Source organism: Mesorhizobium muleiense, from assembly GCF_900099905.1.
In the GTDB taxonomy this organism is placed as follows: domain Bacteria; phylum Pseudomonadota; class Alphaproteobacteria; order Rhizobiales; family Rhizobiaceae; genus Mesorhizobium; species Mesorhizobium muleiense.
On sequence record NZ_FNEE01000023.1, the window covers coordinates 1 to 17131 of the forward strand.

Genomic DNA, 17131 nt, shown 5'->3' on the forward strand with positions numbered 1-17131 from the left:
AAACGTCATTACCCTCGTCCGCAACGCGCCGATGGGAAGTCGGCCGCTTTCAACGCCATGCCGCTGCTTCCGGTCACGCAGCAGGCAACGAGAGCGTCTCCTGCATCTTGGCTTTATCGTTGGCGTGTCCGCTTTCAGGATCTGTTGAAGCCAGCCCAAACGGCCGACATGTGGCGCGAAGCGGTCATCCTCCACTACGGGAGTCTGCTTCGGGTCGAGGGTGCGTTTCCGAAACGGCTCAGGTCGGGCAAACCGGACGTTCAAGGACCCTGCTAAAAAGTAGCGGGCTTGCTTCGGGCGGTTAAGGCCAGGAGCGCCTCCGAGAGACGTTTCTTTGCCCGTTCGACCCCGTTCTCGTCGATCGCTTCGACATCGACGAACAGGTCGAGGCCAGTCGCGTGCTCGCTGATGACCTGAGGGCGCTGTGCCAGTTCACCAAGGAGGCCCTCGACTTCATAGGGGACAACCTCCCGACTGATCCCCTTCATGGCGATCGGCGCCAACGGACGCGCTCGGACAAGGTCGCGCACGAGCGCATAGGTCTCATAGCTAAGGCAGATGCCGCCAGGTTCGGCAATCGATTGCAGGCGGGCCGCTAGGTTCGCTTCGGCCCCGATGATCGTGTAGTCCATGCGATCATCGGAGCCAAAGTTGCCGACATTGCAATAGCCCGTGTTGATGCCCATGCGAGCTCGGAACGGCTGCTCAATTCCTCGATCACGCCACAACCTGTTCAGCTGCTCTAGCCGGCGCTGCATGTCGACAGCCATGCGTAAGCAGGCCCTCGCGTCCTCCTCGACACCCTTTGTCTCGGGGTCTCCGAAGAACACAAGAAGTGCGTCGCCGATGAACTTGTCGACCGTAGCCTCGTGCTTGAGCGCGATCATTGACATCTCGGTGAAGTACTCGTTGAGGAGTGCCGTGAGGTCCTCAGGCTGGAGCCGTTCCGCGATCGCGGTGAAATCTTTGATATCTGAGAAAAAGATTGTGAGCTTCTTGCGCTCGGTCGCGATAGTCACGTCCTTTTGGCCGCTGAAGATGCTTTTATAAATTTGAGGCGAGAGATATTTGGCGATCTTCAATGAAATTGCGGCGAGAAAGTCGTTTGCCTCGGCGAGTTCCGTGTTCATGCCGTGAACCAAGGCGGACTGCCGACGCTGCAGGAAAATGAACGTCAGACCCGCCGCAGCTGCGAAGCCGAAATACAGAAGCAGATACTTGAAAGAGAGGACGTTCGCCCCGATCGGCTGGGCGACCGATATCTCCTGGATACCTCGGACATCCCCCACCTTCCAGTCTGTCTTGGGGCTGTCCGGGTGCGAGTTATGGCAGTTGACGCAGACCTGTCCCATTACTACGGGAGCCGCCGCGCGAACGTGTCGGTCAAGCAGCGAACCCGAGGCTTCGATGATGGGCTCACTTGGATTGGCGCGAAAGGCAGAGATTGCGTTGCGCTCGAATGTGTCTAGCTGGTGGGGCTCGCGGCCTTTGAAAGGTAGGTCCGAGACGAAGCGATATTTGACGGACCCGTCGTGAGCGCTGATGCGCTTGCCGAGTTCGATTGAGAGGGTTGCTGGGATAGGGATCGCACCTGGCACGTCCCGGTAATTGTGCGTCGCGGTCACGGCGCCTTCTGCTTTCAGGACCCGTCCCACGACGTCGCTGCCGTAGAATCCGCGCATGTCGTCGATGATCCGGCTGATTTCGCTGGCTTGCGTGCGCAGCATGCGTTCCGACAGATCTCGGAGGTCGAGCCAGGCTGCGACGGGCAGACCTATAAGGCCGACGACCACTGCCGCAACCAGGAGCGGTCCCATGGTGCGTTGCTCACGCGCAATCTGTTCACCCAATCCCGCCATTGTCCAGGTTACCGCCCGCCCGTAATCCAATACCTGAACTATACCTTCATTCGCGGCTCGCTACCAGCGCCAGTGGCTCGGTGAGAACACGATGGGGCCGGAAGCGGACTTGCGGCTTCGAGGCCTGGAATGTGAGAAGCGGACATTCAGGCGCCCCCCATGCATCGACGTGAACTGATCCGTTAACGACCTTCCTGACATCGCGCTTCAACGTCCGCACAGGGGGAGAATGCTGTCATTGTTGCGCAGTCGTGGAGCGACGAGCCACTGAATCACGATCTGCGAGCAGGTAACGATCGGCCAGCGCCGTGATCACTCGGGATCAGTTCGACTCGCCGCCGCGGGGACAATGAGACCTTGGCATGCGACATGGCAGATACTGTGGGCTGGACAAATCATGGGCCGGCCGCATTCCGCCCCGACCCGGAACTCGGATTGGGAGGCTTTGACAAAGCGCACGTGATTTCGTCGCGTGAGATACCAATGTCGTTAAGAATGTCATCCGGTGACCGGCTCAACCCGTCCGTTATCATCCACATAGCTTTTCGCTCGGCGCGAAGGCGGAACCATCCGCGAATGTAGCCAATGGTGCCATTATGAAAACTTGTCCACATCGAAGTCATCTTAATCATCTGCTCGAACACACGGCACGGAACGGCACTGGCGGTATTCACCGCGAGAAGGACCGGTTACGTCGCATCTGACTCGTCTCAATTCCGAACTTATCGGTCTCGTCCGGCTGGGCGCACCGCGGCGGCAGCGACTGCAACCGCGCCGGCGAGGGTTGAAATGCTGATTGTTTTTCGTAACATAGTTCTGTTTCCTTTCAGCGATGATGGTTCATCAGCGATCAAGATGACATGCATAGGTTGTGCCGGCCGACAACATAAGGCCAGAACCATCATCTTCTTCTACAAACAATTGCTATGCTAAGTTTACGGTGCGTGAGGTTGCGCTCGAACACAACGAGTATATATTTCAAAGCTAATTTTCTAGCTTTAGCAAGCTATATTTTAACGGCAAGCTTGACAAATCCACCGCTAACCTCCCGGTGCTCTACCCAGGTGGTCAAGAGACGTTCGGCAAAAACGGGTTTGCGGGCCAGGGCCGCTTCGGAGCGGGCGGCGGATGCTTCGTTCCTTCTCTCACCGCTTGCGCATGGGCGTTTGTCGCTACGCTATCGGCCCGCGTCGTGCTATACTTTTTGTTTGGCTTCCTTCGACGGGAACGGAGATGTTCGACCTGTCAACCTTGACGCGGAGAAGCATTGGCGTTGCTCTTGTCGGTTGCGCGTTCCTCGCGCCGGCTGCCATGGGAGCGGTTACTGAAGATGTCGCGATGGGAATCCGCCTTGCGGAATTGCTTCGCGCGGGGCGAAGCGTTGTCTCCAACTATCAGACACTAATCAACGATCCCGCACTTGGCGACAAGCACCTCGACAGCGAGCGTTTTGCGAGCGAGGCCATCGCCGTTTACTCAAAAAACACCGGCCAGGACCCGTTTTCCGGCGAATTGACCAAACGCGACCGGCGTCTGCTTGAGGCCCAGATTGGGGCTATGCGGGAGGTGGTGGACGAGCAGCAAGATGACATCAACCGCTCTGGGATCGGGTTCAAGGGCTTCGTGCCGGCCGTTTTCGCGCGTCTGTTGAATGAGAAATTCGCCGCCAAGGTTGGCAACGAAGCTCTGGTGCGCGTGACTGCGCCCGAACAACTCGTGCGCAACCGCAAATCTCTTCCGGACGCTTGGGAAGCCAGCGTCATCGTAAGCGTCTTTTCAGATCCGAAGAGAGCAAAAGGCGAAGCCTACACGGACGTGACCGAGGTGGAGGGACGCCCGGCATTTCGAATGCTCCTGCCCGAATACTATACGGAGTCGTGTCTTTCCTGCCACGGCGAGCCGAAGGGCGAGATCGACATAACTGGATATCCCAAGGAGGGCGGAAAAGCCGGCGATCTGGGGGGCGCAATCAGCATCGTCTTGTTCAAATGAGCGTCCTGGAACAGACACCCCACGAGGTGGAAGCCATACCGGTGCCGTCGAAATCCCTGGGACGTCGCCTTGCCAGTCTGCCGATCGCGGCCCGCGTAGCTGCACTGACAGCGGCCGGCCTTATCAGTCTCATCGTATCTTCCATCCTTCTCACGCAGGCGCTTTATCGCAGTGCCGACCGCACCGCAGACACTAAGGCATTGTTCGATCTCGCGGCGACTGCGGCTGCGGCGCACGTGACCTTTGGCGAATTGCGATACTGGCTCACCGATTTGTCGGTCAGCTTGCTAATGAACTCCCAGCGGAATGCCGAGCAGGCGCGTGAGCGACTGCTGGACCAACTGGACGGCCTTTCGAAATTATCCCCCGATGCAGTGAGGGAAATCCGTGTCGAGATCGATGACTACGTCAAAAGGGCACTAGAGGCGGCGGACAGCTATACCCAGGATAACCGCATCATTGGAAACGCTCTCCTGGCCGAGGCGCGAACCCACAGCACAAATGTCGATGCCGCCCTTAACAAACTTGTCGAGCAAGTGAGCGCCGAGGCAGAAGCCGCTCGCAACGAGGCTGTAAGGCTAGCCCAGAAAACCGCGACTACCGCTGCCATTCTGGTGGTCATCGTGCTGTTGATTGGGTCGCTTCTTACAATCCTTGTCCTTCGCTCGATCATTGGCCCGTTACGGCGGCTGAACCGGGTCATCGGCGAACTGACGCAAGGACGCTACGATATTGAAATACCGATTGAGGGAGGCGACGAACTCGGCGCAATGTCGCGGACGCTTCGACTTTTTCGCGCGGGCGCGATTGAAAAGAAACGACTGGAAGACGAGGCGGAGCAGCAACGACGGACGATCGCAGCGGCGCTTGAGGCCATTTCTGACGGATTTGTCCTATTCGATCCGCAGGACAGGGTCATCCTGGCCAACAGCAAATTTTGCGAATTCTTCCCTGACCATGCGCGAGCTTCTCTTCCAGGGCAAAGCTTCCAAGAAATCTTGGAGCAACGCCTGGCAGGCGGGCAAGTCGACCTTGCGGGCGCGTCGCCAGAGGAGTGGATTGCCCAGCGGTTACACATCCACAAGGACCCGGCGGGCTTCGTCGGCGAGGATCGCTTTGGCGACAGATGGGTTCGCGTAAGCAGGCGAAAAACGCCTGACGGCGGCGCGGTCGCCGTTTACACCGACATCACGGAATTGAAACTGAGACAAGACGAACTCGAGCGCGCCAAGAGCCGTGCTGAATCGACGAATGAAGCCAAGAGCCGCTTCGTCGCATCCGTCAGCCACGAACTGCGTACGCCGCTGAACGCGATTATTGGCTACAGCGAGATGCTGATCGAAGATGCGAGCGACCAGCACATGGTGGAATTCGTTCCGGAACTGAAGAAGATCGCCGCGGCTGGTCGCCATCTCCTGGGGCTCATCAACGACATCCTCGACTTGTCGAAGATCGAGGCGAACAAGATGGAAATTTTCTTGGAAACGTTCGACGTCGCCGATTTGATGCGCGACGTCCAGGCCACAGTCGCGCCTCTGATGGCGAAAAACCGAAACGGTTTCGTACTGGACCTCGAGGACGACCTCGGGAAAATGCATTCGGACCAGACGAAGTTGCGTCAGAACCTGTTTAACCTGCTCAGCAACGCCGCCAAGTTTACCGAAGGGGGTCGAGTAACACTCGCGGTGCGTCGCGACAGGCGACCAAACGGCGATTGGCTGATATTCAAAGTGTCCGACACCGGGATCGGAATGACGTCGGAGCAGCAGGAACGGCTCTTCGACGCTTTTACGCAGGCGGACGCATCCACCACTCGCAACTATGGCGGAACGGGGCTTGGCCTCAGCATAACCCGGAGTTTTAGCCGAATGATCGGAGGCGTTGTAAAGGTCGAGAGCGAACTCGGAAAAGGCTCGACCTTCACAATGGAGATTCCAGCCGAGTTCAAAAAAGAATCTAGCGAGCAACACCCCTCCGAAGCTGTGCCGTTGCCGCCACGAGACAAGGCGGTTCTGATCATAGATGATGAACCAGCCGCCCGAACCGTCATCGCCAGCGCCTTGGCGGAGGCGGGACTGGCATCGTTCGAAGCAGCAAGCGGCGAGGAAGGAATAGCCGCTGCTCGAGCGCATCGCCCCGCGGCGATCATTCTCGACATCATCATGCCGCATCAGGACGGCTGGTCAGTGCTGCGATCTCTGAAGAACGATAGGGAGCTTTGCGAGATTCCTGTGATCCTTGCGACGATACTTGCAGATCGCGAACTCGGCCTCTCACTCGGGGCGGTTGAATACCTGACGAAGCCGATCGACACCGAGAAGCTGATTCAAACAATTGAGGCTTGCGGCGGTGGCAACCGCGATGTGCTTGTAATTGATGACGACCAAGCCTCCGCGATTTCCTTCGGCGTATCCTGATCAAGAAGGATTGGCGGGTTCACGAGGCAAGCGACGGCGTGCGCGGCCTTGGCCTGATGAAACGGTTGTTGCCGCGCCTGGTGGTGCTTGATCTGCTGATGCCCGAAATGGACGGATTTCAGACATTGAGTGAGATGCAGCAGACGCCCGAACTGCAGAACATTCCGGTGGTCGTAGTTACCTCGAAAGATCTGTCGATGAACGAGCTCGAATGGCTCCGCGATAGGGCGGTTGCCGTTGTGACCAAGGGCGCGAACAGCAGGTCTCAATTGGTCAAGGCGCTCGAACGCCAGATTTCCGCGGCCGAGTAGGCTGGCCCGGCATCTCAGTTCGTTGACCCATCGTTAGAAGGGGCCGAAGATGACGAGAATCCTTCTGGTGGAAGACAACGAAATGAATCGCGACATGCTCTCGCGGCGGTTGTCGCGGCGTGGGTTCGAAGTGCTTATTGCAGAAAACGGACAATCCGGCGTGGAACTAACCATTTCGGAAAGACCGGATCTGATCCTTATGGATATGAGCCTGCCCGTGATGGACGGATGGGAGGCGACACGGCGGATCAAGGCTGATCCGGCCACCTCCGGGATTCCTATAATCGCGCTTTCTGCACATGCTATGACCAGCGATCGGGAATTGGCGCTTGAGGCCGGCTGCGATGACTACGACAGCAAGCCGGTGGACCTGCCGAGGCTCGTCCAAAAAATCGAACAATTGCTTGCCGCAAATCCGTGAGCCGCCGAGTCGGCGGATTGGAGACATGACTGCCAAGAATGAGTTCCAACGCCACGCAATAGCCGCCCATCTGGCGCAGACGCTTGCTGGACCAGCACGGGCAATCTCGGGATTTCAGGAACTGCTGCTAGAACAGGTGCAGAACCACAGTCTGGTGCACATCACTCCAGATCTTGAGAGGGTCGGCGCCGCTGCCCGGCAATTGAACAGCCTCATCGACAGCTTGATCCATGGCAAAGCCGACTATCCGGACCATGCAGGGCGCGAGATCGAGGCGAAACTGCGCCACGATTTGCGAACACCACTCAACGCGATTATCGGCTACTCCGAAATGATCCTTGAAGAAGCCGAAGAATTGCACGAACACGCATTGGACGAAGATGTCAGGGTGATGCTCGCGGCTGCGGCCGAACTGTTGGCGCATGTCGATGCAATTGCCGGCCTATCGCGCGCCAGCGACAACGAAGGGCTGTGGACGACGGATCAGGCAGAGATCGATGCAGCAGGGCTCGAAAGGGCGCTGGGCAAGACGGAGCGCGATGCATTCTCAGGACGCAACGGTAGAATACTTGTCGTCGACGACATCGGCAGTAACCGCGATCTTCTCTCGCGCCGCTTGCTGCACGACGGTCATCAGGTAGTCACTGCCGAGTCAGGCCTGTCCGCGCTGACCCGCCTTGCGGAATATGAATTCGACCTTGTTCTGTTGGACATACTGATGCCGGACATGAACGGCATCGAGGTGCTCTCGCGATTGAAAGCTGAGCGCCGGTGGCGGCATATCCCGGTCATTATGATATCGGGGCTGAACGAAGTCGACGCCGTGGTCCGCTGCATCGAGGCGGGAGCCGACGACTACTTGCTTAAACCTTTCAATCCGGTCCTGCTGCGCGCCCGGATCAACTCCAGTCTGGAGAAGAAGCGTTGGCGCGACCGCGAGCACCAGTATCTTCAGCGGATCGAGGCGGAAAAGCGGCGGGCCGACTCGCTTCTTCATGCCGTCCTGCCCGGTCAAATCGTTGCGCGGCTGCAAGGGGGCGAGGAGATCATTGCGGATAGGTTCGAGGAAGTGACCATCCTTTTTGCCGATATTGTCGGTTTCTCGCCTATCGCAGCGAAATTGCCGGCATCCGACCTTATCAAGCGCCTCGACCGGATGTTCAGCATGTTCGACGCGCTGGCGGAGAAGCATTCCGTGGAGAAGATCAAGACTATAGGGGACGCGTATATGGCCGCTTGTGGTCTTCCGGAGCCGGTGGCCGATCACGCCGACAGGACCGTGGCGCTGGGAAAATCCATGCTGGACTCGTTGAGGCTCTTGGCGTCGGGCAGCGATAGTTTTCGTGTCCGAATCGGCGTACACACTGGACCGGTGATCGCCGGTCTGATCGGCCGACATCGGTTCGTCTATGATGTCTGGGGCGAAACCGTGAACATCGCAAGCCGACTCGAGTCCCAGGGCGTAGCCGACCGCATGCAAATCTCGGAGGCAACCAGACGCGCTCTGCACGCCTCTTGGGAGCTAGAACCGCGCTGCACTGTGGAACTGAGAGGCGTCGGCAAGATGGAGACCTATCTCGTTCGACACTGATGTCTGATTTCCTCAAAGCGACGCGTAAGCGAGTAGCTTACGGCACCGGCGTTGAGAGGCTATCACTACCATAGCATTCGCGAATCGAAGAGCAGATTAACCAGCGTCCGTGTCATCATCAGCATGACTGGGTTAGGCTCGGCGGACTTGGCTACCCCACCCGTCCCATCCATATCGAATTTAGGTCATGGGTTGCTGGCGAGCCTGGAGGCCTATGTCGAGACGGGCTTTCTGTGCTTCCGCCGCATCTCCAAGCGGAAGTTCATCCATCTGTGATGGTAGAGAATAACGCCAGAGCTATCGCGACACGGGTGCTGATCTGCCGTGGCACCATACGTCCGGAACGTGTCCGAGACGCGACCTCCATAGCGATGGCCGCGCAAGTCCGATTATGGCGCAACCAGGACCAAAAGCTTCGCGCTGCCGATGTCCGCTTTCGAGTAACAGCGAAATTGCTTCGAATGACCAAGATGGGCGCTAAGCCGACCTTCGAACGGCACGATTGAACACGCGTCCTGCTACCGTCATCTCTAAGCGCTTACCGCGTCGCCCGGCGCCATCCCTCCACGGCGGCAAAGCCGCACCTGCAGATGCCCGTTCAGCACGATCATTTCCTTGAGTGCCTTCACCGCGTCGCCCTTGTGCTGTGCAATGAATTTTTCTGCAACTACCTGAAGGGCGGCTTCCTGGCGGCTGTCCAGCGTCACGATGTGGTCCATGGCGATGCCTCCGACCGTTTCTGTCCAAATTGAACAAAACGGGAACAAAAAAGTCAAGTGTGAATTGACTCCGCGAGGAATGCCTTCCTATTTGGCAGAGGTGGGGCGGTTGCTCACAAACTGGGGAGAGCCGCGATGGGCAGACGAAAAAGCCGGTTCGACAGGCTGTCGGCGAGGCATGCCGAGGCGATCATCAGCGACGCTCTCAGCCTGCGCAGGACGGTGCTTTCGTCGCAACTGCATCTGAAGGCGCATGGCGAGCTGTTTTGGCAGCTTTGCGGGCTTGTCGAGAAATTGCATGAGGTGATGGCCAGCGTAGCGGAAAAGGAGCCCGATTTCCGGATGCCGGATCTTGGCCTGCTTCCGCTTCCCGAGGGCTATTTGACTCGGAAATGAGGCCATGGCCGGGCCGATGGACAGCGTTGGACGTGCCGCGAAGGCCAACATGCTGCTGATCGTCGAGTGCGGCCACTGCTACCATGTCGGGCGTTTTCGGGCCAACGACGTGGCCAAGGTGGTCGGCTGGAACAAGCCGCTGGAGACCATCCGATTCAGATGCAAGCGGTGCAACCGAACGGACACGACGGTGAAGACCCAGTTCGTCGACCAGGACCATCCGCCAAAAGGCTACATCTGGGTGCTGCAAAAATTCAAGCTTTAGAACAGCGAACCCTGTACCGGCGCCTGTGGCGCCTGCGGCGGAAATTTTATCTGCGTCGCCGGCTTGTCGACGATCACCAGCGCGTCGTCCGCTGCCGTGCGCTGCAGGTGCCTGGCCTGCGACCACGGCGCGCTCAGCCAGGTCTCGGTTTCCTCCTGCGTGGTCAGGATCACGGGCATCGCCTTCTCGTGGATCGGCGCGATCAGGGCGTTTGGCCTGGTGGTCAGAAAGCCGTAGAGCTCGAACTCGCCGGGGCCGTCCTTGATCTTGCGCACGCCTTGCCAGCGTGTCCACAGCCCGGCGAAGAAGAACAGCGGCCGCGCCTCGTTCAGCGCGAACCAGTAGTTTTTTTGGATACCGGTATCCGGATCCTTGTCGCCCGGCGTTGGGCTCGGTTCGGCAAAACTGGTGAGCGGCACCACGCAGCGGTTTTCGACGCCGAGATATTGCTGCCAGTGGCCATATTGCGGGTTGCGGATGTTGGTGGTGCCGTAGTCGGCCTTGCCCTTCACGCGCTCGATCGGCGTCGGCATGCCCCACAGCAGGTTGGCCAGTTCGCGCGTCCCGTCAGGCGCGTTGCGCACCACCGGGCCGGGCTGGTTGGGGTAGATGTCGATGGAGGGCTCGAGATTGCCGAGACTGTCGCTTAGGGCGCGGGTCCACTGGCGGATCGCCTCCTGGCTGGTGGTGATGTTGTAGAGGTTGCACATGTCGAGCCCCGGGGATGTTCAGGCATCATGTGGGAAAGGGCAGGTAATTTCCAGCGCTTGTCCGCTCGGCTGCTGACACGCTACCCCAGCCCACAGCGCCGCGATCACCGCCGCCATCCCGGCGATCGACCGCGGCAGAAGGATACCGCCGCGCGCAGCGCGGCGAACCGCGGGCTCCGCTTACGCAACGCACACCGCTCGCGCGCGTTCTACCCATTAGGAGGAGCATGGCGATGTGACAGCTGGTCTCATGCGCTCACAATCGGAGGCAAACCACGATGTCCAAGTTCAAAGATGCCCTTGACCGCGGCAAGGAAGCTCGCCGTGAGCACGAGGAAAAGGTCGGCAATGAGAAGGCCGAAGGGGTGGACTTCGGCGCGCAAGCAAGGGCCTGGCTAAACGACGTCGTGGTTGCGTCGCTGGAAACGGCCAGGGCTGACGTAGCAGGCGAGGTGGCCGTCGAGATGGACACCGCGCCACGCCGCCAAGCCAAAGCATCAACACCATCTATTCGGTTCAGAATCTCCAGGAAGCGGGGAACGGAAAAGGAGGTGGTCGGAAGGACGTTCACGGTCAACGTTCAGCTGAGTGGACAAGTGTCGGTCTCTTCGCCGGGGATGGTGGCGAGAGAAGTGGGAAACATCGGGGATAAGGCTGACGAGCGGTTCTCTAGCTTGCTGGCGGAACTGATCGAGGACGCAGCGAAGGGCACTTAGCCAGCAAGGTGTCGAGGAAAGGGCTGGCGATTTCCAGCGCTGTCCGCCGGTTTGCTGACACGCCGGGCCTGTCAGTAACAGCTTTTCGGATGCCGCAAACTCCCCTTCCGTTAACCTTTCGTTAACCATGGCTGGCTAGCGTTTACCTATCAGTAAGGAATCGCTGTCCGTGACCTTCGCCGCCCCCGTCGAGACCAAATCCATTCGCTTTCGCGCCCGCTCCTTCGTCGCCTTCACGCTCACCCCGGAGACGCCGCTTTCGGAGTGGCTGGAAAGTCTCGACCGCTGGATCGGCAATTCTCCCGGCTATTTTGCCGGCCGCCCGGTGGTGCTCAACCTCAACACGCTGAAGCCCGCGGTCAGCCAGATCGAAGCGCTGGTTGCCGAGCTTGGCCTGCGCGGCATCCGCATCTATGCCATCGAGCTCGACGGCAACACGGTGCTTGAGCCCAGTCTGCCGCCTGTGCTGATCGGCGCCAAGGAAGCCACAGCCGGGCTGCTCATGCAGGCCGACCAAAAGGCTGCCGGCAGGCCGGAAGAGACGGGCAGGGCGGAAGAAGGCAGGGCGGAACCGGGCAAGCGGTCAGAAGACAGGGTGCCGGAAGCGCCGGCCACGCTGATGGTCAAGACGCCGATCCGCTCGGGCCAGTCGATCTTCCACGCGCATGGCGATGTCATCGTGCTGGGCTCCGTTGCCTCCGGTTCCGAGATCGTCGCCGCCGGCTCGATCCATGTCTACGGCACGCTGCGCGGGCGGGCGTCGGCCGGTGTGCTCGGCCATTCGGCGGCGCGCATCTTCTGCCGCAAAAACGAGGCCGAACTGCTGTCGGTCGATGGCTGGTATTGCACCGCCGAGGAGATGGAGCCGGCCTTGCGCGGAAAAGCGGTGCAGGCCTTTCTGGAGAAAGACACGCTGCGCATCGCGCCGTTCAGCCAATGAAGTTACCCGAAAGTACGCAGCGGTTTTGAAATAGAAACAAAGACTTAAGCGCATCGCATAATTCAAACGCTTAACAATACCAACAACAATAAGGAGGCATAGATGGGCAAAGTTGTGGTGGTCACCTCGGGCAAGGGGGGCGTCGGCAAGACGACCTCGACGGCCGCCCTTGGCGCCGCCGTCGCGAGAACCGGCAAGAGGGTGGCGCTGGTCGACTTCGACGTGGGTTTGAGGAATCTCGACCTGATCATGGGCGCCGAGCGGCGGGTGGTGTTCGACCTGGTCAATGTCATCCAGGGAACGGCCAAGCTGTCGCAGGCGCTAATCCGCGACAAGCGGGTCGAGACGCTGTTCCTGCTGCCGGCCTCGCAGACGCGCGACAAGGATGCGCTGACCGAGGAGGGCGTCGGCGAGGTGATCGAAAAGCTGAGCTCGGTGTTCGACTACGTCTTCTGCGACAGCCCGGCCGGCATCGAGCGCGGCGCGCAGCTTGCCATGCGCTTTGCCGACGAGGCGGTCATCGTCACCAACCCGGAAGTCAGTTCGGTGCGCGATTCCGATCGCATCATCGGCCTGCTCGACGCCAGGACCGTGAAGGCCGAGCGGGGCGAGCAGATCGCCAAGCATGTGCTGGTGACGCGCTACGATGCAGCGCGCGCGGCGCGCGGCGAAATGCTCTCGATCGACGATGTGCTGGAAATCCTGTCGACGCCGCTGTTGGGCATCATTCCCGAGAGCCAGGACGTGCTCAAGGCCTCCAATCTCGGGTCGCCGGTGACACTCAGCGATCCCACCAACTCCGCCGCCCGCGCCTATATCGAGGCGGCCAAACGGCTCGAGGGCGAGGACCTGCCGGTCGTCGTGCCGTTCGAGCGCAAGGGCTTTCTCGATCGGCTTTTTGGAAGGAGGGCAGCATGAGCCTGTTAGACCTCTTCAAGCGGCGCGGCAGCGCGCCGGTGGCGCGCGAGCGGCTGCAGGTGCTGCTCGCCTATGAGCGCCGCAACCGCAGCCAGCCCGATCTCGTCTCGGTGCTGCGCGAGGAGATCATGGCCGTCATCGCCAGGCACGTGCAGATCGACCAGGATTATCTGCAGGTCTCGATGGATCGCGGCGAGACGATGTCGACGCTGGAGATCGACATTCAGATCCCCAACAAGAGCGCAAGGCCGCTGGCCATGTCGGCCTGAGCGTTGCGCCTGTAGTGGTTTTTGACGCCGGCGGGACAGCGCCCCCTCTGGGCCTACCGGCCATCTCCCCCAATGGCCGGCAGGACAGAGGGGGGTACTGTCCCGCCGACATCTTCTTATTTTATATCAACCATAGGTTGCGTTAAATATTTCCCATCCATTTGCCACTTGCGCAACCAACAAAAGGGTGAAAACGTTGGTCCGGGGTAAATGGGCAAGGGTGGTCGTCGCGGCTGTTAAAAGCTCCGGGGCGGCCTTGAAAAGCGATGAAATTTCCACAGTTCCTGGTGGCGATGACCGCCGCGGCATTCGTCGTGGCGCTCTCGATTTATTTGGCAACGGGTTCAATCTGGAAGGCGCTCGGCTGGACGGTCCTCACCTTGATCGTTCTGCAGCTTGGATATTTTTTGTCCGTCGTCCGGCTGATCTATAGGGCCGAACGAAAGACACACAGTGACCGCGACCCGCGAGTACTGGACCGTCGAGACTGCATGCGGTTTCGAGATTCAGGTCGGCCTCCACAAATATAAACATGCCTAGACCATGATGTTCATCAGATAGACAGTATGGTCTAAACCGCTTGAAAGCGGACATGTTCGGTTCTGGGAATGTGCCTTGGACGTTCCGTTACTTTAGTCAACCAGTATATATCTCCGGGTGCATATGCCCGATACTGCGCAGCGCGTCATCCGCTCCAGCTCCGTCGCTCTGCTCACTCCGCGGCCAGCTTGTCCTGCGTCCTGGTGTCGAAGTCGCTGGCGTCGTGGCGCTCGTGCAATTGCATCGCCGGCTCGCCGAAGGCGCGGTTGACCATGCGGCCGCGCTGCACCGCCGGCCGCGCGTCGATCGCGTCGGCCCAGCGCTGCACGTGCTTGTATTCCTGCACCGACAGGAACGCGCCGGCGTCGTTGTAAATGCGGCCCTTGGCCAGCCCGCCATACCAGGGCCACACGGCGATGTCGGCAATCGTGTAGGCGTCGCCGCCGAGATATTCGCTTACCGCCAGGCGCCGGTCGAGCACGTCCATCTGGCGCTTCACCTCCATGGCGAAGCGGTCGATGGCATATTCGAATTTTTCCGGTGCGTAGGCGTAGAAATGGCCGAAGCCGCCGCCGAGATAGGGCGCCGAGCCCATCTGCCAGAACAGCCACGACAGGGTTTCTGCGCGCGCCGGCTGCCCGATCGGCAGGAACTCGCCGAATTTCTCGGCCAGATGCAGCAGGATCGAGCCGGATTCGAAGACGCGGATCGGCTTTGGCCCGCTGCGGTCCATCAGCGCCGGGATCTTGGAGTTGGGATTGACCTCGACGAAGCCGCTGCCGAACTGGTCGCCGTCGTTGATCCTGATCAGCCAGGCGTCATATTCGGCGCCTTTGTGGCCGCGCGCCAACAGTTCCTCCAGCATGATCGTCACCTTCACGCCGTTTGGTGTCGCCTGCGAGTAAAGCTGCAGCGGATGCTTGCCGACCGGCAGCTGCTTGTCATGCGTCGGGCCGGCGATCGGCCGGTTGATGCTGGCGAAGGCGCCGCCATTCTCCTTGTTCCAGGTCCATACTTTCGGCGGTGTGTATTGGTTCATTTCGGAGGCCTTTGATGTGAGCGGAGAGGGTCTTGGGGAGGATCAGCTTGCATAGATACAGGTAGTGCGGGCTGACGGAAGTTCAACTTGTGTTGAACTATTGTCGATGTCGGCAGCGCAAGCCTGCGCGATTGCATCCGGCCCTTGCGCCTCGTCACATGCGCCATAGCTATAGAAGATGCCGGCCCTCTGAACGGTCGTCGTGAATATGGCCAGGATTGAGAGCATGACCATCGATACGATTTTGCGGTCCATCGTGACGGTGCGGGCTTCGATCCCGGATGATGCCTTCACCGCGAATGCGCTGGGCACCAGCCGGGAAGGCAGCGGCGTGGTCATTCGCGACAACGGCCTGGTGCTCACCATCGGCTATCTGATCACCGAGGCGGAAGAGGTCTGGCTAACCGACCACAGCGGGCGCGTGATTCCCGCGCACGCGCTCGCCTACGACCAGGAAACGGGCTTCGGCCTGGTGCAGGCGCTGGCCCCGCTCTCCCTGCCCGCAGTGGCTTTCGGCGACGCGGCCAGGGCGATGGCCGGCGACCCGGTGGTGCTCGCCGACGGCATCGGCCAGGCGGTCAGCGCGTACATCGTCACCAAGCAGGAATTCGCCGGCTATTGGGAATATCTGCTGGACGAGGCGATCTTCACCGCGCCGGCTCATCCGTCATGGGGAGGTGCGGCCCTCATCGGGCAGGACGGCAGGCTGCTCGGCATCGGTTCTCTGCGCCTGCAGATGAGCCGCGCCGGCGAGATCGCCGATATCAACATGGTGGTGCCGATCGACCTGCTGCCGCCCATCCTCGACGATCTGCTGACACGCGGCCAGGTCGCCAAGCCACCGCGCCCATGGCTCGGCGCCTTCTCCGCCGAAAGCAATGGCGAGGTCGTGGTGATGAGCGTCGCCGAAGGCAGCCCGGCCGCCGAAGCCGGCCTGCGCCAGGGCGACATCATCTCGGATGTGCGCGACGGCGAAGTCGACGGGCTCGCCGATTTCTACCGCAAGTTGTGGCAGAACCCGGCGGGCGCCGAGATCCCGTTGCGTGTTGTGCGCGACGGCCGCGAAACCTGGCTGCGCGTCAAGTCGGCCGACCGCAACAGCTTTCTCAAGAAACCGCAGCTGCAGTGAGGCTGACGCTGGGCGCCGATCCACTTCTCCCACAAGAAGGGGAGAAGGAAAGGCATCACGATGCGAAGGGCCGCCATGGGCGGCGCGAAGCACCCCCCTCTGTCCTGCCGGACATCTCCCCCTCAAGGGGGGAGATTGGCAGTTTTGCTGTCCCGCCGGCCTTGCAACGAGGTTGCTGTTGCTCCATTCGATCGGAGCTGCACAGAGACAAGGAGGAACGATGATGACCGCAAAAAGCGAGACCCGCTAATGGCGCCGGTCGAGGTCGACCCCGCCAAGGTCCGCGAATTCAGCGATGCCGAGAGCTTCCACACCTGGCTCGGCAAGCATCACGACACCGAGACAGAAATCTGGATCAAGATCCACAAGGTCGGTTCGGGACTGCCTTCGATCACGCCCAAGGAGGCCATCGACGTCGTGCTGTGCTGGGGCTGGATCGATGCCGTGCGCAAGGGGCTCGACGACAAGAGCTATTTGCAGCGCTACACACCGCGCGGCAGGAAGAGCATCTGGAGCCAGATCAACGTCGACAACGTCGCCCGGCTGATCGAGGCGGGCCGGATGACCGAGCATGGGCTCAAACAGGTCGAGGCGGCGAAGACCGACGGCCGCTGGGCGCGTGCCTATGCAAGCGGCAAGGACATGAAAATCCCCGCGGATCTGCAGGCCGCAATAGACGCCGAGCCCAAGGCCAAGGCGATGCTGGCAGGGCTCAGCGCGCAGAACCGCTTCGCGCTCGCCTTTCGCATCCACAACATGAAGACCGAGTCTGGCCGCAAGAAGAGGATCGCCGCCTTCGTCGAGATGCTGACGTGCGGTGAGACGATCTACCCGCAAGGGAAGAGGTGAGGGCTGGCGCCGTCGCGGCTGTGGCTGCCATTGCGGCAAAGTTCCCGCCT

17 protein-coding genes and 1 pseudogene are annotated in these 17131 nt (G+C 60.2%); 13 read left to right on the forward strand and 5 right to left on the reverse strand.

All coding sequences use genetic code 11. The features are described from left to right. Positions 1-272: 272 nt before the first annotated feature. Positions 273-1859 (reverse strand): adenylate/guanylate cyclase domain-containing protein, encoded by a 1587-nt coding sequence (locus BLT09_RS27180; protein WP_091598955.1) that lies wholly within the window; start codon positions 1857-1859, stop codon positions 273-275. Between the two features lie 1233 nt (positions 1860-3092). On the opposite strand from BLT09_RS27180, the gene BLT09_RS27185 reads away from it, so the two are divergent. The 4 genes and pseudogenes from BLT09_RS27185 (at position 3093) to BLT09_RS27200 (ending at position 8591) form a co-directional block, all read left to right on the forward strand. Further along, positions 3093-3851, forward strand: a complete 759-nt coding sequence (locus BLT09_RS27185) for a Tll0287-like domain-containing protein (RefSeq protein WP_091598958.1) — start codon at positions 3093-3095, stop codon at positions 3849-3851. Further along, positions 3848-6579, forward strand: a pseudogene (locus BLT09_RS27190) (hybrid sensor histidine kinase/response regulator). The gene BLT09_RS27185 and the pseudogene BLT09_RS27190 overlap by 4 nt, the downstream one beginning before the upstream one ends. A gap of 49 nt (positions 6580-6628) precedes the next feature. After that, positions 6629-7000: a response regulator gene (locus BLT09_RS27195; RefSeq protein WP_031255744.1), complete on the forward strand. Its 372-nt coding sequence runs from the start codon at positions 6629-6631 to the stop codon at positions 6998-7000. Between the two features lie 25 nt (positions 7001-7025). Further along, positions 7026-8591, forward strand: a complete 1566-nt coding sequence (locus BLT09_RS27200; protein WP_091598961.1) for an adenylate/guanylate cyclase domain-containing protein — start codon at positions 7026-7028, stop codon at positions 8589-8591. A gap of 530 nt (positions 8592-9121) precedes the next feature. On the opposite strand, the gene BLT09_RS34485 is transcribed toward BLT09_RS27200, so the two are convergent. Beyond that, on the reverse strand, positions 9122-9310 hold the full coding sequence (locus BLT09_RS34485) for a hypothetical protein (protein ID WP_091598967.1): 189 nt from the start codon (positions 9308-9310) through the stop codon (positions 9122-9124). 135 nt (positions 9311-9445) lie between these two features. On the opposite strand from BLT09_RS34485, the gene BLT09_RS27215 reads away from it, so the two are divergent. Together BLT09_RS27215 and BLT09_RS27220 are read left to right on the forward strand one after the other, a co-directional pair. Further along, positions 9446-9706, forward strand: a complete 261-nt coding sequence (locus BLT09_RS27215) for a hypothetical protein (protein ID WP_091598970.1) — start codon at positions 9446-9448, stop codon at positions 9704-9706. Positions 9707-9710: 4 nt separating this feature from the next. Then, a complete protein-coding gene (locus BLT09_RS27220) occupies positions 9711-9971 on the forward strand; it encodes a hypothetical protein (RefSeq protein WP_023803860.1) in 261 nt (86 codons plus the stop codon). Here BLT09_RS27220 and BLT09_RS27225 read toward each other — a convergent pair. After that, a complete protein-coding gene (locus BLT09_RS27225; RefSeq protein WP_091598973.1) occupies positions 9968-10681 on the reverse strand; it encodes an SOS response-associated peptidase in 714 nt (237 codons plus the stop codon). The genes BLT09_RS27220 and BLT09_RS27225 overlap by 4 nt on opposite strands. Positions 10682-10959: 278 nt before the next feature. Between BLT09_RS27225 and BLT09_RS27230 the strand changes: the two genes are divergently transcribed. The 5 genes from BLT09_RS27230 (at position 10960) to BLT09_RS27250 (ending at position 14054) form a co-directional block, all read left to right on the forward strand. Beyond that, positions 10960-11397 carry a hypothetical protein gene (locus BLT09_RS27230; protein ID WP_091598976.1) on the forward strand — a complete coding sequence of 146 codons (438 nt, stop codon included), beginning with the start codon at positions 10960-10962 and terminating at the stop codon, positions 11395-11397. A gap of 169 nt (positions 11398-11566) precedes the next feature. After that, positions 11567-12337, forward strand: coding sequence for a septum site-determining protein MinC (gene minC, locus BLT09_RS27235; protein ID WP_091598979.1), 771 nt, complete (start codon positions 11567-11569; stop codon positions 12335-12337). 102 nt (positions 12338-12439) lie between these two features. After that, positions 12440-13255, forward strand: coding sequence for a septum site-determining protein MinD (gene minD / locus BLT09_RS27240; protein ID WP_023803856.1), 816 nt, complete (start codon positions 12440-12442; stop codon positions 13253-13255). Beyond that, positions 13252-13524, forward strand: coding sequence for a cell division topological specificity factor MinE (gene minE / locus BLT09_RS27245; protein WP_023803855.1), 273 nt, complete (start codon positions 13252-13254; stop codon positions 13522-13524). Before minD ends, minE begins: the two co-directional genes overlap by 4 nt. Before the next feature lie 293 nt (positions 13525-13817). Beyond that, positions 13818-14054 carry an exopolysaccharide production repressor protein gene (locus BLT09_RS27250; protein WP_236473395.1) on the forward strand — a complete coding sequence of 79 codons (237 nt, stop codon included), beginning with the start codon at positions 13818-13820 and terminating at the stop codon, positions 14052-14054. 182 nt (positions 14055-14236) lie between these two features. Here the strand turns inward: BLT09_RS27250 and yghU are convergent, their stop codons facing one another. Next, positions 14237-15103, reverse strand: a complete 867-nt coding sequence (yghU, locus tag BLT09_RS27255) for a glutathione-dependent disulfide-bond oxidoreductase (protein WP_091598986.1) — start codon at positions 15101-15103, stop codon at positions 14237-14239. 42 nt (positions 15104-15145) lie between these two features. Next, positions 15146-15442: a hypothetical protein gene (locus BLT09_RS34490; protein WP_167366548.1), complete on the reverse strand. Its 297-nt coding sequence runs from the start codon at positions 15440-15442 to the stop codon at positions 15146-15148. On the opposite strand from BLT09_RS34490, the gene BLT09_RS27265 reads away from it, so the two are divergent. Continuing rightward, positions 15330-16232 (forward strand): S1C family serine protease, encoded by a 903-nt coding sequence (locus tag BLT09_RS27265; protein ID WP_091598989.1) that lies wholly within the window; start codon positions 15330-15332, stop codon positions 16230-16232. The two genes, BLT09_RS34490 and BLT09_RS27265, sit on opposite strands and share 113 nt — an antisense overlap. Before the next feature lie 249 nt (positions 16233-16481). Further along, positions 16482-17081: a YdeI/OmpD-associated family protein gene (locus tag BLT09_RS27270; protein ID WP_091598991.1), complete on the forward strand. Its 600-nt coding sequence runs from the start codon at positions 16482-16484 to the stop codon at positions 17079-17081. Positions 17082-17131 lie beyond the last annotated feature (50 nt).